At 38.3% G+C, this 13,473-nt stretch carries 16 protein-coding genes; 11 read left to right on the top strand and 5 right to left on the bottom strand.

The window, feature by feature from the left end; all coding sequences use genetic code 11:
• Positions 1 to 259: 259 nt before the first annotated feature.
• Complete coding sequence (locus U735_RS0110365) at positions 260 to 1,432, bottom strand: hypothetical protein (protein WP_031443750.1); 1,173 nt, start codon at positions 1,430 to 1,432, stop codon at positions 260 to 262.
• Between the two features lie 410 nt (positions 1,433 to 1,842).
• Here U735_RS0110365 and U735_RS0110355 point away from each other — a divergent pair, with 410 nt between their 5' ends.
• The 7 genes from U735_RS0110355 to U735_RS0110325 all read left to right on the top strand — a co-directional run bounded on the left by U735_RS0110355 (position 1,843) and on the right by U735_RS0110325 (position 6,848).
• The gene (locus tag U735_RS0110355) at positions 1,843 to 2,562 is read left to right on the top strand and encodes a class I SAM-dependent methyltransferase (protein ID WP_031443749.1); all 720 of its coding nucleotides are present in this window, start codon (positions 1,843 to 1,845) and stop codon (positions 2,560 to 2,562) included.
• A 125-nt stretch (positions 2,563 to 2,687) separates the two neighbouring features.
• Positions 2,688 to 3,281: a Crp/Fnr family transcriptional regulator gene (locus U735_RS0110350; protein WP_031443748.1), complete on the top strand. Its 594-nt coding sequence runs from the start codon at positions 2,688 to 2,690 to the stop codon at positions 3,279 to 3,281.
• A gap of 53 nt (positions 3,282 to 3,334) precedes the next feature.
• Positions 3,335 to 3,649: a hypothetical protein gene (locus U735_RS25965; protein ID WP_232233240.1), complete on the top strand. Its 315-nt coding sequence runs from the start codon at positions 3,335 to 3,337 to the stop codon at positions 3,647 to 3,649.
• A 352-nt stretch (positions 3,650 to 4,001) separates the two neighbouring features.
• Positions 4,002 to 4,457 (top strand): DoxX family protein, encoded by a 456-nt coding sequence (locus U735_RS0110340; RefSeq protein WP_031443747.1) that lies wholly within the window; start codon positions 4,002 to 4,004, stop codon positions 4,455 to 4,457.
• A gap of 2 nt (positions 4,458 to 4,459) precedes the next feature.
• Positions 4,460 to 4,993: an NADPH-dependent FMN reductase gene (locus tag U735_RS0110335; protein WP_031443746.1), complete on the top strand. Its 534-nt coding sequence runs from the start codon at positions 4,460 to 4,462 to the stop codon at positions 4,991 to 4,993.
• Positions 4,994 to 5,181: 188 nt separating this feature from the next.
• A complete protein-coding gene (locus U735_RS0110330) occupies positions 5,182 to 5,526 on the top strand; it encodes a 5-carboxymethyl-2-hydroxymuconate Delta-isomerase (RefSeq protein WP_031443745.1) in 345 nt (114 codons plus the stop codon).
• 317 nt (positions 5,527 to 5,843) lie between these two features.
• The gene (locus tag U735_RS0110325) at positions 5,844 to 6,848 is read left to right on the top strand and encodes a 3-keto-disaccharide hydrolase (RefSeq protein WP_034248423.1); all 1,005 of its coding nucleotides are present in this window, start codon (positions 5,844 to 5,846) and stop codon (positions 6,846 to 6,848) included.
• A 42-nt stretch (positions 6,849 to 6,890) separates the two neighbouring features.
• Here the strand turns inward: U735_RS0110325 and U735_RS0110320 are convergent, their stop codons facing one another.
• Complete coding sequence (locus U735_RS0110320; RefSeq protein ID WP_146032809.1) at positions 6,891 to 8,027, bottom strand: NHL repeat-containing protein; 1,137 nt, start codon at positions 8,025 to 8,027, stop codon at positions 6,891 to 6,893.
• Between the two features lie 314 nt (positions 8,028 to 8,341).
• Here U735_RS0110320 and U735_RS24565 point away from each other — a divergent pair, with 314 nt between their 5' ends.
• Together U735_RS24565 and U735_RS0110310 are read left to right on the top strand one after the other, a co-directional pair.
• Positions 8,342 to 8,836 carry a MarR family winged helix-turn-helix transcriptional regulator gene (locus U735_RS24565; protein ID WP_034248420.1) on the top strand — a complete coding sequence of 165 codons (495 nt, stop codon included), beginning with the start codon at positions 8,342 to 8,344 and terminating at the stop codon, positions 8,834 to 8,836.
• Positions 8,817 to 9,062 carry a YgjV family protein gene (locus tag U735_RS0110310; protein ID WP_031443741.1) on the top strand — a complete coding sequence of 82 codons (246 nt, stop codon included), beginning with the start codon at positions 8,817 to 8,819 and terminating at the stop codon, positions 9,060 to 9,062. The genes U735_RS24565 and U735_RS0110310 overlap by 20 nt, the downstream gene beginning before the upstream one ends.
• Before the next feature lie 55 nt (positions 9,063 to 9,117).
• Here U735_RS0110310 and kbl read toward each other — a convergent pair whose 3' ends face one another.
• Both kbl and U735_RS0110300 read right to left on the bottom strand, forming a co-directional pair.
• A complete protein-coding gene (gene kbl / locus U735_RS0110305; RefSeq protein WP_031443740.1) occupies positions 9,118 to 10,305 on the bottom strand; it encodes a glycine C-acetyltransferase in 1,188 nt (395 codons plus the stop codon).
• Between the two features lie 70 nt (positions 10,306 to 10,375).
• On the bottom strand, positions 10,376 to 11,326 hold the full coding sequence (locus U735_RS0110300; RefSeq protein WP_031443739.1) for an NAD-dependent epimerase/dehydratase family protein: 951 nt from the start codon (positions 11,324 to 11,326) through the stop codon (positions 10,376 to 10,378).
• 181 nt (positions 11,327 to 11,507) lie between these two features.
• Here U735_RS0110300 and U735_RS0110295 point away from each other — a divergent pair, with 181 nt between their 5' ends.
• Complete coding sequence (locus U735_RS0110295) at positions 11,508 to 11,969, top strand: Lrp/AsnC family transcriptional regulator (protein WP_031443738.1); 462 nt, start codon at positions 11,508 to 11,510, stop codon at positions 11,967 to 11,969.
• 93 nt (positions 11,970 to 12,062) lie between these two features.
• A complete protein-coding gene (locus tag U735_RS0110290; RefSeq protein ID WP_031443737.1) occupies positions 12,063 to 13,067 on the top strand; it encodes a 2-hydroxyacid dehydrogenase in 1,005 nt (334 codons plus the stop codon).
• Between the two features lie 80 nt (positions 13,068 to 13,147).
• On the opposite strand, the gene U735_RS0110285 is transcribed toward U735_RS0110290, so the two are convergent.
• Positions 13,148 to 13,441, bottom strand: coding sequence for a Dabb family protein (locus tag U735_RS0110285; protein WP_031443736.1), 294 nt, complete (start codon positions 13,439 to 13,441; stop codon positions 13,148 to 13,150).
• Positions 13,442 to 13,473 lie beyond the last annotated feature (32 nt).

Raw genomic sequence — 13,473 nt, 5'->3', positions numbered from 1 at the left:
TAAAGGATGCCAAAAGTAGTCCTTAAAGGAAAATTTGCCCCCCTAATCAACAAATAGATATTCACAATTTCTGTACTTGGACTATTATGAAACAGTAATCGTAGCTAGGTATTTTTTGAAAGGAAAGGAACTATTAGAACATAATTGTCCGTAGTCCAATAATTTACAATGAACAACTTTAAAATGTAGGGCTATACCAACGATGGGGACATTAAGTTGTTTTTCTTCAATTCACACTGATGCACCTAATATATTCCTGCTAGAGCTTATCAAGGTCAAAGGAATAAACATTGCCCAAATCATCAGAAAAAAATATGAATTTGGCCTCATTGGGTAGAAAACTGGCCTTACTGGAGGTTACATCACCGTTTTTCCCATTTATTTTGGTTTTTAATTGGATGAGTTCCTTAAACTCCCAGCCATTTTTCTTTTTTACTATTTCATTGACCGAAATAAAATATCGATTGTTCTCCCTATTTTTTACGGCATGTGCTTCAAATATTTTCCCCGATTCAACATGGTTAACAATAGGACGGGAAGGACTTCTTTGTGCAGTAAGGTTCTCATATGGAATGTTGGTCCATCTGCCCTCCTTATCCCTTATTCTCAAAACAAACTGAGGTTGATTTATTTGGTCTACACTGTTTTTGGTAGCCAAGGCCATTTCCCCATTTTTAAATACGGTAGCATTCAAGTGATCGTCTGCATTGTTATCTCCTTGTTGAACAATTATGGGCTCCGACCAATTATTGGCCTCCTCCCCATCAATGTGGATTCGCTCCATAATGGATTGGGTATTTTGGTTGGACCAGATGACGGATACCTGATTTTTTAGTCCGACTATTAAAGAAATATCGTCTGCATTAATATTATCTGCCAGCGTAATGGGATAAGACCAATCCCTGCCATTTACAGAGTGCCAAACCATAATTCTTTGGTCCACATCTGAACAGACCCAATATTGATTTTTTGAATCTCGGGTGATGGTAGCCGTCTCAATGGATTGACAGTCTTGAGGAATAGGCAGGGATTCCTTCCATTGATGTTCGTATTTTTTGCTTTGGAGGGAATACCTTATTTGGACGACATCCAAAGCACATTCGCCGACCAAGACTATATGCGCCTTATCATCCTTGTTATACACATCTGCCTTAACGGGTAAATTAAGCCATGCCTTATTTACTTCAAATTGACTCGCCCAGGCAGCAGTTTCTTTTTTTAATAATTTGGGACCATCCGCATCCCCAACTATCAACCATTGCCCATATTGGTTTGTCCATGATTTTGACTGGGGTTTATCCGCGGTAGCATCCCCGTAATTTACATGGAAGATAGGTTCTAAATAAAGTTCCGGTGTATTGATTTCTTGGGAAAACATCTCAAATCCACAGATCAATAAAAAAATGGTGGGTAAAATGCTTTTTAGTTTCATACTGTTGCCAACTAGGTTGCCAAGTTAATCTTATAAACTTATTGGTTGGATAAAAGAAAGGTTATCTAAATATAAATAATTTGTAACCATTCATTACGCAAAAAAATATGGTTCTAATATACCGCTAGTGATTTAAGTTGGCTCACCTCTTGATAAACATGAAAAACATCAATGATTGTTGAAATTTATGGCTAGTGAATCCATGTTATATTGGTTTTGCTGTTATTGTGGGCCTAACAAAATTTTACGAGGGGCATACATTTAAAGGGAGTTTCAATGGCAATTCAAGTCTTGGGAAAATCTCTTGGTAAAATTGAAATTTGGGAAAGCATTAATTTCATTACTTTTAATAGGGTAATCATTCCTGTCCACAATTAACGATTACAGAGGAACTAGAAAATTAAAACCCTATGAAAAAAGTTGCGCAGACCTTATTCATTATCATGATATTATTACAGTGGCATCAGGGAATTGCACAAGATAAAACCCCTAACGCCAACTATACCTATAAGAAAGGAGATCCAAACGGTATTGGAAAATGGTATATGGGCAGGGAAATTGCCTATGTAATGGGGTATCAGGGAATGCAATGGTTGGACCGTCCCGAGCGTGAAATAGAGGAAAACACCTCTACCCTACTGCTAAATATGGCTATTGACCCGGAAGATATTATAGCGGATATTGGTGCGGGATCCGGTTACCATGTTTTTAAGATGGCAAAGTTGGCCGAGAGTGGCCTAATCTATGCTGTTGATATTCAAGATGAAATGTTGGAAGAGATAAGTAATCGCAAAGAGCTGGACCAAATTAAAAATGTAAGGGTGATAAAAGGTGGTGAAAAAAATATAAACATAGCAGAAAATTCGCTGGACAAGGTACTGATGGTCGATGTTTATCATGAATTTAATTATCCGGCAGAAATGTTGGTCTCCATCAAAAAAGCCCTGAAGGCCGATGGCAAACTGTTTTTAATTGAATATAGGGGTGAAGATGAGTCTGTGCCCATAAAAGAATTACATAAAATGACGGAAGCCCAGGCCATTAAGGAAATGGAAGCGGCCGGGCTGAAGCTTCACCGAAACATTGACAACCTTCCTTGGCAGCACTGCATGGTTTTTATTAAGAATTGAGTATTTAACTGAATTTCCCAGCTTGAAAGAAATATCCATTTTAAATAATTGATTATCTGTAAGAGTTGGCAATAATTATAGAAAATGGCTAAAAAAAATGCCTACCAACTCAAACTAAGCGTAAATTGTACTATAAAGAATCACATACTCTAATACTTAACAATATAGCTAGGTTTATTGATTTAACCGAGTTGGAAAAGCAAAAATACCTTTCATTACTTACGGAGATTAAAGCTAAGAAGAAGGCATTTTTAATGCAGGCAGGTGATGTTACCAAATACGAGTACTTTATTACTAAAGGATGTCTAAAGGTTTACACGATGGATGAAGAAGGTGCTCCTCACATATCCATGTTTGCAGTAGAGGACTATTGGACCGGAGACATTGCAAGTTTTATGATGAAAAAACCAACACCTTATTTTATTAAGGCTACAGAGCACTCAGAATTATTGGGTATATCCAGGGCTAATTATGATCTACTATTTCAAGAAATACCAAAATTCGAAAAGTTTTATCGCATTCTATACCAAAAGTCACTTATAAGTTATATACAACGTTCCAACCATGGCATTTCCTTAACCGCTGAGGAAAGATATATAGAGTTCAAAAGCAAATATCCTCAAATTGTAAATAGAATTACCCAAAAAGACCTTGCAGGCTATATCGGTATTACTCCAGAATTTATGAGTAAAATAATATCGAAAGTCAACAGAATGTAAAAGTCTTAAACTAGTTCATTTTTTTTCATGTGTTCCTGTCGGAATTTTGAAGCATGAAAAGAATAATCATCATTACATCGTTTTTTACAATTGGGTTAGCAAACCACTTACAAGCACAATTTACTCAAGTAGAACTGTTTTCTGGTCTTGATAAAACAGATTTTACATTATACTCCAGTTATACCATTAATAAGAGCAAAACTCTTAGCATTAATACACTGGCCTTCTTTCAAAAATTTAAAGATGAAGAAAATCAAGGCTTTGATGAGATCGGAGTACAGCCTACGCTATTCTGGAATATTAATGAGAATGTTTCAATTGGTCCATCTTTATATTACAACAGTATTGCTGGGTATTCAGAACGTTAGTCAGCAAAGTTTGCACTAAAACATTCACGAGTAGTATTTGTAATTATTCCTACCATAGCCCATTCTGAGCAAACCAATGGCAGCTATGCTGAAGCGTTTGCGCAGTTTCAATTTAACACACCTATAAATCACAATCTATCTCTTTGGTTAAATGGACAGTTTTTAACTGTCTGGGACGAGTTTAAAACTCATTCCAGAAGTTTTCAGCAATTACGTGCGGGTGTGTCTTATAAAGGGCACCAATTGGGTATTGGTCTTGACTTTGACCAGTATGGATCCAATCCTATAGAAAAATCATCTTTCGGTTTGTATTACCGAAAAACTTTATAAACAATTTTAAATCTTAAACATTATGAAACATTTAGCAAAAACACTTTTAACGACAAATCCAAAGATTGGATTTAGCATTGCAAGATTAACACTTGGTTTGGTAATATTTCCGCATGGTGCACAAAAATTACTGGGACTGTTTGGTGGTTATGGTTATTCCGCAACAATAGATTTCTTCACCACTCAAATGGGCTTACCCGGTATTATTGCATTTTCAATAATAATGATCGAGTTTTTTGGCTCAATTTCATTAATTCTAGGATTTATCAGCAGGTTTTGGGCACTATCACTAGCAGGAATGTTCTTGGGTATTATTTATACAACGCAGTTAGAACATGGCTTTTTTATGAATTGGTTTGGTAATCAGGCCGGTGAAGGCTTCGAATATTCGCTTCTAATTATCGGTCTTGCATTAAGTATAGTAATTAATGGTAGTGGAAAATGGTCAATAGATAAATTAATCTCAAAAAAACAATAATCATGAAGAAAATAATCACAATAGCAGGAAGCAATAGTCAAAAATCTATAAACAAAAGTTTGATTGGCTATACAGCAAACTTATTAGAAAAAGTAAATGTTATTTCAGTTGACTTAAATGATTATGTACTGCCAATTTATGGTCCTGATTTTGAAGCTGAAAATGGCATACCGACTGCAATAAAAAGACTAAACGAGTTATTTGATACTGCCGATGGATTTATAGTATCTCTCGCAGAACATAATGGGTCTTATGCAGCGGTATTTAAAAATATTATAGACTGGTTATCTCGTGTAAATATGAAAGTATGGAGAGAAAAGCCTATGCTGTTAATGGCAACTTCGCCAGGAGGAAGAGGTGGGGCAAGTGTATTACAATCAGCAAATGCTTACTTCCCGTTTATGGGAGCTAGTATCACAGATACGTTTTCATTGCCTTCATTCTATGATAATTTCAATGATGGAGAAATTAATGATGAAAGTTTGAAAGTGGACATTCATTCCAAGGTTAATAAATTTCAAACAATAATTAAATAAAAGGTATTAAACCTCAGGGCAAGCCTGTCTACCGACAAAGGCAGGCCCTGAACCCAATAATAGGAATCGACCCAAAGGGCGTGGTATTGAACCTAGATCCCGACGAAAAAGGCGGGATTAGTTCAACTTGCAATTTTCAGTGCGTCTTACTGACTTCTCAAAATTGAGTTTCACTAATAAATACAATTATGCCACATTTTATAATAGACTGTTCCAAACAAATTATAGAACTGAAGTCACCAGAAGATATCATGCGAAAAGTTTATGATGCTGCAGATTTAACCAGATTATTTCTACCTGAAGAAATAAAAGTAAGAATTAATCCTTTTCAATATTACAATACAGGAAACACACACAATAACTTCATCCATGTTTTCGCAATTATAATGGAAGGACGAAATACAGAACAAAAAGCTAATCTGTCAAAACAAATTATATCAGTACTAAAAGCAATGTTTCCAGAAGTACCGATTATTGCAATAAATATTCGGGATTTTGAAAAAACTACGTATTGTAACAAGGAAATGGTTTAATACTAATTAAGTAAACTATCTCGGGCCAAGCCTGCCGACAAAGGCAGGCCTGAGAAGCATTGTAAGAACCCTTATTTTAGAATATCGATTCCAATGAATAACTTAGGTTTGGCAGAAATTTGAGTGTTCATGTATTTAGGATTTTAGCTATAATTTAAAGATGCTCGACTTATTGCTTTTTCATGGATGCTATTCTTTTTTATTTCGTAATTTACTTAGCGAAATGTATGGCATATAAATTCAGTATTACTCATATACAAGCGTATTAAGAACAATTTATGTTGCATATAAACTAATCTATAATAAAAAACAGTAATATGAAACGGACAATTACTTCCATGATATTGATATTTCTAGCCTTTAACAGCTTTGCTAATAGTAAGGCACAACCGATTGTGGCCAACCCTTTTATGGGCATGTGGGGCCTTGAAATTGAAGGCGGGGGTGCAGGCTGGCTCAAAGTACATGAAGAACAGGGTTTTTTGGATGCCGAACTATTATGGATAGGTGGTAGTGTAGTTCCCGTGGCCAACGTTTATCTAATGGACGAAAATACCTTGGTTGTTACCCGTACCAATCAAGTAAAAAGAAGTGCCGAGCGCAGCCATACCATAACTTATACCCTGGAGGTCAAAAAAGTGGGTGATGCCTTGTTGGGTACCATGAGTAGTCCCAATAGGGACGGAAGCGGGGTGTCCATCAAAAATTTTACGGGAAAACGTATGCCGCCAATGCCGGACACACCTGATCTATCCAAGTTGAAATTTGAAAAGCCGATCAAATTGTTCAACGGGAAGGATTTGAGTGGTTGGAAATTGATCGATCCGAAAAAGGCCAACGGTTTTAAGGTGGTGGACGGTACGCTGATGAACGATCCCGTTCAACCAGAAGATGGCGAACATATCTCTTATGGAAACATAAGAACCTTACAGGATTTTAATGATTTCAACCTAAAGTTGGAAGTTATGGTTCCAGAAGGCAACAATAGTGGCGTTTACCTACGCGGACTCTATGAAATCCAGGTAGTGGATTCCTATGGCAAGGAGTTGGACAGCCATAATATGGGTGCCCTTTATAGCCGTATTACACCAAGTGAGGCTGCCGAAAAACCTGCGGGAGAATGGCAGTCGTTTGATATTACATTGGTAGACCGACATGTGACGGTAATCTTTAACGGTAAAAAAATAATAGACAATCAACCCGTCTGGGGACCTACCGGTGGAGCAATGTCGTCAGATGTATTGAGTCCAGGGCCAATTTACCTGCAGGGAGATCACGGCAATGTGGCCTATCGCAATATTGTTTTGACTCCGATAAAATAAATCCATAAAAAAAGGCCTCCCGTTTTTGAGGAGGCCTTTTTATTATTTTTCCATTTTCAGGACGGCAAATTTGCCTTTGTTCCATCCATGAACCAGAAGGTACAATTGTTTGGTGCCGTTTTCTGTAACAATATGCGGCCAAACCTGATGAATGTTTGTTAGGACAGGAATATCCAAATCCCCGGGAATAACGGTCGATAGCAACTTTTCTCCGGTATGCACATAGATCGGTGCCGATTTTTGTTCGCCAATGGCCTGCAAGGCATTTAGGAAGTAATGCTCAGCTTTATAGGAGACATTACATACCAGACTACTTTCCGGAATATCATTAAAAGTTTCCACAAACTTGCCCTTCTTGGTAAATTTTACCACTTGTCCTGCTGCCCTATTGGCCACAAGAATATGATTCTCGTGGGCATAGATACCATGTGCGGTCTGGAACTGACCTGGCATATCTCCTTTTCCTCCCCAGGCTAGTTTTCCCCAGCTCCAAACGCCATTCTTTTCCTTTATGGTCATCACAAAATCTCCTGCGGAATAACCATGGGCCACATATAGCGTTCCATTAAGGTAGGTTACATCCGTAACCCCAAAATTACTATCCTTCGAAACGAAGAACTCATTGGCTTCGGCAAACTTGAATTCAGTGCCTGTAGGTTTCAGAATTTCACTCACGATTCTTCCGTCCAAGGTAAGAACCAGAACTCTTTTTCCCTCTTGTGCCACCGCTAGGTATTTTTCACCCTTGTGAACAAAGAAAACAATACCATGGATATTATCCTTTAAACGTTGATCACTACCTATGGTAGACCATTTTGTTAGATCGGGGCTAATGGAACATAGTCCGTATCCAGGTATTCCCGTATAAACGATGCCGGTTTCAGGATCCTCATTAAATCCTCCGTGCATTCCTGGTTCAAATTCATGGGCCTCTTTTGGAAAGGCCGCCGTTAATTCCTGGTCCCAAGAAAAAACAAACTCCCCTTGTCCCGTAAGCAGTTTTGCCTGCATGGGAATTTCATCTGAAGCCATAGGGCTATGCGGGTGATGATGCGCCATGTCATTATTGTCATGCGCATGGTGCGTATGATCATGGTGGGTATTTTGCCCCATTAAGGTGCAGGAAAATCCTAAATAGGATACAATTGAAAATACTGTTAGTGCAGTTCTTTTGTGCATGGTTGGTCCTTTATATTTTTTTTGAAAGTTAAACATTCTTCTTTTAATATTCAACTGATAAAAGATCCTCTATTTAGTTAATCAATTAATCTCTATTTTAATCAAATACTTTTTGGATCTCAGGAGTTAGATAGATTTCTACTTCAATAGAACACTTTCATGATATGGGCACAGTAAATTCAACACTGGTCATTTCATATATTTCATAAGACGGATACAATGCAGAACCAGTAACAATTAAAAAATCAAAAATTACGTAACTAGTTACCAAAATTTAAATATATTTGTGTAACCAGTTACTTAACTAGAAAATTATGAACGACTTTTTAACCGAAATAGAATTTGTTGGACTTACCAGTAGGCTTAAGAGACTAAGTGATGCCCTACTCTATAGTACTAAAGAGTTGTATAAATCGGAAGGACTGGATATTGAACCAAATTGGAACTTGATCTTTATTCTCTTACAGGAAAATGAGGCTATGACTATTACCGAAATATCGGAAAAATTACAATTCTCACATCCTGCCGTAGTAAAAATCATAAACAAGATGAAAAAAAATGGGCATGTGGAGACCAAGACCGATGACCAGGACAAGAGAAGACAGATTTTAACCTTAACAGAAAAGGCCCATAGGCAATTACCCCTTTTCGAAAAATATTGGACCGCAGGAAGACAGACCGTAATGGACCTTCTGAAGGACAGTCCAAACTTTTTGGAGGAATTCTTAAAAATTGAAGAAAAAGTAAACCAAAGCAATTACAAGGAAAGAACCTTAAAAAATTTAAAAAATGACAAACTTAGCAATTGAGAGCATTGGCTATATCGCCATCCTTACCGGTTTCTTTGCCATCACCAAAAAGGACATGGGCAAATTCCGTCTTTGGCATTTAATTTCCAGTTTCTTCTACATCATTTATGGCACTATGTTAAATTCCGTACCCCTTGTCATTGCCGGAATTGTTTTCTGTGTTATACATGTTTATCATTTACTTAAAATGTACGATTCCAACAAGGGGCCAAAACTTAAGACCTAATGGCATTGGGATACAGAATTTCCATAGGGTTCCAATGCCATTTCCTAAGACATACTTAAATTACTTTTAGCGCCTTCCCTACTTTGGTAAAGGCCTCCACTGCCTTTTCCAAATGATGTTGTTCATGTGCTGCGGACAACTGTACCCTAATTCTGGCTTTCCCTTTTGGAACAACTGGATAGAAAAAACCGATTACATAAATGCCCTCCTCCAACAATTTGGCGGCAAACTCTTGGGCCAAGGGAGCTTCATAGAGCATTACCGGAACTATAGGGTGATCTCCCGGTACAATATCGAAACCGGCGGCGGTCATGGCAGACCGGAAATATTTGGTATTAGCCTCCAGTTTATCCCTAAGCGCTGTTGAGGAAGAAAGCAGGTCCAATACTTTTATGGATGCCCCAACTATTGATGGTGCCAAAGTGTTGGAAAACAAATACGGCCTGGAACGTTGTCTTAGCATATCCACAATTTCCTTTCTTGCTGCCGTAAATCCGCCCGAGGCTCCCCCAAGGGCCTTGCCATAGGTACCTGTAATGATATCAATTCTACCCATTACATTTCTATATTCATGTGAACCACGACCTGTAGCTCCTAAAAAACCAGTGGAGTGACATTCGTCTATCATAACCATGGCCTCATATTTATCCGCCAAATCACAGATTTTATCTAACTGTGCAATGGTTCCGTCCATTGAAAAGGAACCGTCTGTCACGATCAATATTCTTCTGGAGCCCTTGGCCGCTTTCAATTGCTCCTCCAAGTCCGTCATGGAATTATGCTCATATCTAAAACGTTTCGCCTTGCACAGCCTTATCCCATCTATGATGGAAGCATGGTTCAATGCATCAGAAATAATGGCGTCTTCAGGACCAAGAATAGGCTCAAATAATCCACCATTGGCATCAAATGCGGCGGCATAAAGGATACAGTCCTCCATTCCCAAAAACTCAGCGGTCTTGCGTTCCAATTCTTTATGGATATCCTGTGTACCACAAATAAAACGAACCGACGACAAGCCATAACCATGGGTATCAATAGCCTCCTTCCCTGCCTTTATTACCTCTGGGTGGGCAGAGAGCCCCAAGTAATTGTTGGCACAAAAATTCAGGACCTCCTTGGTATTCGTAGTTTGGATCTCAGCTCCCTGGGGAGTCGTAATTATTCTTTCCTCCTTATAAAGTCCTTCGGCCTTAATAGCGTCCAGCTCTTGCTGCAATTCTTTTTTTACTGTTGTATACATGATTATTATTTCTTTTTAAGGCCTATATTAGGTATAGGCCTTGAGTTTTGTTCAAATAGCCTCAACGGATCTATTCATGCGTTATATACTGTTCTTTTAGTTTCTCGATCATGGTACTGGCAATCATTTCCAGATCGTATTTCGGTTTCCATCCCCAATCCAAAGTTGCCTCTACATCATTTATAGATTTTGGCCATCGGGAAGCAATGTCCTGTCTAAAATCCGGTTCATATTTTACCTTAAACTCTGGATAGTATTTACGGATTTCAGCCACAATATCCTCTGGAGAAAAGCTACTTCCTGCAAGATTATAAGCCGTTCTTATTTTAATGTTCTTTTTAGGTGCCTCCATTAATTTCAAAGTAGCCCTGATAGCGTCATCCATAAAGATCATCGGCAGGGTAGTATCTTCATTTAGAAAACAGACAAATTCCTCTTCCAGGACGGCCTTGTGAAAAATTTCTACCGCGTAATCTGTTGTACCACCACCAGGTAAAGATTGATAACCTATAACGCCGGGATAACGAAGAGACCTAACATCCAAACCATATCTTAGAAAGTAATACTGTGCCCATTGTTCTCCTGCCGCCTTACTCATGCCATAGACTGTTGCAGGGTTGAGAAAGGCGTTGTTGGGTGTGTTTACCCAAGGGGCATCTTCTCCAAAAACGGCTATGGAACTTGGAAAGAATACCTTATGCAGCTCATGGATTCTAGCTACCTCCAATACATTGAACAGCATCCTCATATTCAGATCCCATGTCTCCAACGGATTTGCTTCTCCCTTGGCCGACAAAATTGCTGCCAAATGATAAATTTGGGTAATCCCATATTTGGAAACCACATCGCTCAAATGTATTCTGTTAGTGGCATCCAAGACTTTGAATGTACCTACAAAATTTTTGGCTTTCTTTAAATCCGATGCCACCACATTGTCCAAACCATGATGCTGCTGTAACTCTTTTACAAGTACAGATCCCAATTGCCCATTGGCGCCGATTACTAGAACTTTTGCTTTCATAATGTACCGTTTTAAACCAATTAACCAAAGTGTTAATTACTGTCGAAATTACAAAATACAATCACTAAAGTTAAATAACTGAAATAATTAAGTAATTATCCCTTAATTATACTAATTTAAAAGTTTTATTTACTTTTATAAACATAAAAATTTAAATTTTAAAGTAATTTTTTTGACCACTATGGAGCAATTAGACCAAACCGATATAACCATTCTAAGGATTTTGCAAAAGGATTCCAAAAAAACAGCAAAGGAAATCGCAGCAATCCTCAATCTTACCCCCTCCCCTGTTTACGAAAGAGTCCGTAGACTGGAAAAACAAGGGGTTATAAAAAAGTACGTGGCCATTCTGGACAAAAAGCAAATAGACCGCTCAATAACCGTTATATGTCAAGTATCCATGCGGTATCACAATGAAGCCTTTATAGAAAAGTTTGAAGCACAGGTACAGAGTCTGGACGAGGTGCAGGAATGTTATCATTTAGCCGGACAGGTAGATTTTATATTAAAAATACATACCAAAAGTCTAGAGGAATATCATGACTTTGTAAAGACCAAGCTCTCCAAGATCGAAAACATCGGTGTTCTCAACAGTACCTTTGTCTTGAAGGAAATAAAACATTCCTCGGAATACTACATATAATTCCCACCGCTTTTTTACATTTGTTTTAAGGGCCAATTTCAATATTTAAACCGCCATTTTACAGCAACCGACCATTAAAGCTAATTGAAAATTATGAAGATAGTAAGAACGGATATGGAGCTCGAAACTCCATTTGTAGACCAAACACTTCGAGAAAAAGGACATGATCTAGTATTACTCCCTGACGGGGTATCAGAAAAAATCCTAATGAAAGAAATGGAGGATTGCGAAATACTATTAATGTGCTACACCCCTATTACCAAAAAAATCATAGATTCAGCAAAAAGACTCAAAGCAATAGTAAAATATGGGGTTGGCATAGATGCTATTGATATTCCGGCCGCCAACGCACAGGGCATAGTAGTGGTGAACATTCCTGAATACGCCGAAGAAACCGTCGCGGAAGGTGCATTTGCCATGCTTATTGCACTGACCAAAAAGCTGCCAGTGCTGCAAAAGCAAATGAACAGCATAGCTTGGGTATGGCCAAGTAGGGAGTGGCTGGGACTGGATATTGCCGAAAAAACTCTGGGAATTATCGGTTGCGGGAAAATAGGAAGTAGCATGGCTAGGATGGCGGGACTTGGGTTTAGGGCAAAAGTTATTGGTTACGACCCCAGCAAGACCAAAGAGGACTTGGCAAAAAGGGGAATTCAGAAATATGATGACCTTACAGAAATGCTCAAGGAGTGCGATTTTATTTCCGTACATGCCGTTTTGAACAAAGAAACCAAACACCTTATAGGCGCCAAGGAATTTGCGGTGATGAAAGAGAACGCAATAATTATTAATTCTGCCAGAGGTGCCTTAATAGATGAAATGGCGCTTGTGGATGCCTTGGAGAAAAAGCTAATTGCCGGCGCTGGACTTGACGTATACAGCCAAGAGCCATTAAACAATATGGACCATCCGTTAAAAAAGCTTTATGAAATGGACAATGTAATTCTGCTACCCCACTTAACTTTTTATACCCATGAAGCCATGCATAGGCTTGAACTGGAGACCATGGAGAGAATTACAGAGGTAATGGAAAATAGGCCGGTCACTATTAAATCCAAGGACCCACGACTTCAAAATCAGCCCCAGGTAAAGCTATAAATTAATATGCCAGTGTGGAACCATTTTGGATACTGGCATATTCCATACAATTGTGCTGTAGTTTTCAATAAATGGTAACATCAGACAATTGGTTCATAGTCTATTTCCAGAAATTTTTCAACGCACTTTGCCCAATAGGTTTTCACGAACCTGGTGTAGTCAGGATGTGCATTATAGACGTCATAAGCCGCCATGTTGAGAAATTCCATTGACAAACCATAATCAAAATCGTTCTTCTTCCCTATTTGTCTCAAGGATTGAAAATTGTGGACTCCAGGTATAGATTTCAATTTAGACGCTGCGGAAAGAAACTCTTTTTCTTCAGGCGAGCCTTTGGGGTATTTTAACTTGAGTACCACTGTGTGTTGGATCATAAACTGGTATTTAGATTTATATATTGCTCAAT

The sequence above is a fragment of the Arenibacter algicola genome (genome assembly GCF_000733925.1).
In the GTDB taxonomy this organism is placed as follows: domain Bacteria; phylum Bacteroidota; class Bacteroidia; order Flavobacteriales; family Flavobacteriaceae; genus Arenibacter; species Arenibacter algicola.
This window is presented reverse-complemented; position numbering and strand designations above follow the sequence as displayed.

Bases quoted from the DNA above. Each gene is read 5' to 3' on its own strand.
- U735_RS0110365 (WP_031443750.1), bottom strand. From the start codon at position 1,432: ATGAAACTAAAAAGCATTTTACCCACCATTTTTTTATTGATCTGTGGA.
- U735_RS0110355 (WP_031443749.1), top strand. From the start codon at position 1,843: ATGAAAAAAGTTGCGCAGACCTTATTCATTATCATGATATTATTACAG.
- U735_RS25965 (WP_232233240.1), top strand. From the start codon at position 3,335: ATGAAAAGAATAATCATCATTACATCGTTTTTTACAATTGGGTTAGCA.
- U735_RS0110340 (WP_031443747.1), top strand. From the start codon at position 4,002: ATGAAACATTTAGCAAAAACACTTTTAACGACAAATCCAAAGATTGGA.
- U735_RS0110335 (WP_031443746.1), top strand. From the start codon at position 4,460: ATGAAGAAAATAATCACAATAGCAGGAAGCAATAGTCAAAAATCTATA.
- U735_RS0110330 (WP_031443745.1), top strand. From the start codon at position 5,182: ATGCCACATTTTATAATAGACTGTTCCAAACAAATTATAGAACTGAAG.
- U735_RS0110325 (WP_034248423.1), top strand. From the start codon at position 5,844: ATGAAACGGACAATTACTTCCATGATATTGATATTTCTAGCCTTTAAC.
- U735_RS0110320 (WP_146032809.1), bottom strand. From the start codon at position 8,027: ATGCACAAAAGAACTGCACTAACAGTATTTTCAATTGTATCCTATTTA.
- U735_RS24565 (WP_034248420.1), top strand. From the start codon at position 8,342: ATGAACGACTTTTTAACCGAAATAGAATTTGTTGGACTTACCAGTAGG.
- U735_RS0110310 (WP_031443741.1), top strand. From the start codon at position 8,817: ATGACAAACTTAGCAATTGAGAGCATTGGCTATATCGCCATCCTTACC.
- kbl (WP_031443740.1), bottom strand. From the start codon at position 10,305: ATGTATACAACAGTAAAAAAAGAATTGCAGCAAGAGCTGGACGCTATT.
- U735_RS0110300 (WP_031443739.1), bottom strand. From the start codon at position 11,326: ATGAAAGCAAAAGTTCTAGTAATCGGCGCCAATGGGCAATTGGGATCT.
- U735_RS0110295 (WP_031443738.1), top strand. From the start codon at position 11,508: ATGGAGCAATTAGACCAAACCGATATAACCATTCTAAGGATTTTGCAA.
- U735_RS0110290 (WP_031443737.1), top strand. From the start codon at position 12,063: ATGAAGATAGTAAGAACGGATATGGAGCTCGAAACTCCATTTGTAGAC.
- U735_RS0110285 (WP_031443736.1), bottom strand. From the start codon at position 13,441: ATGATCCAACACACAGTGGTACTCAAGTTAAAATACCCCAAAGGCTCG.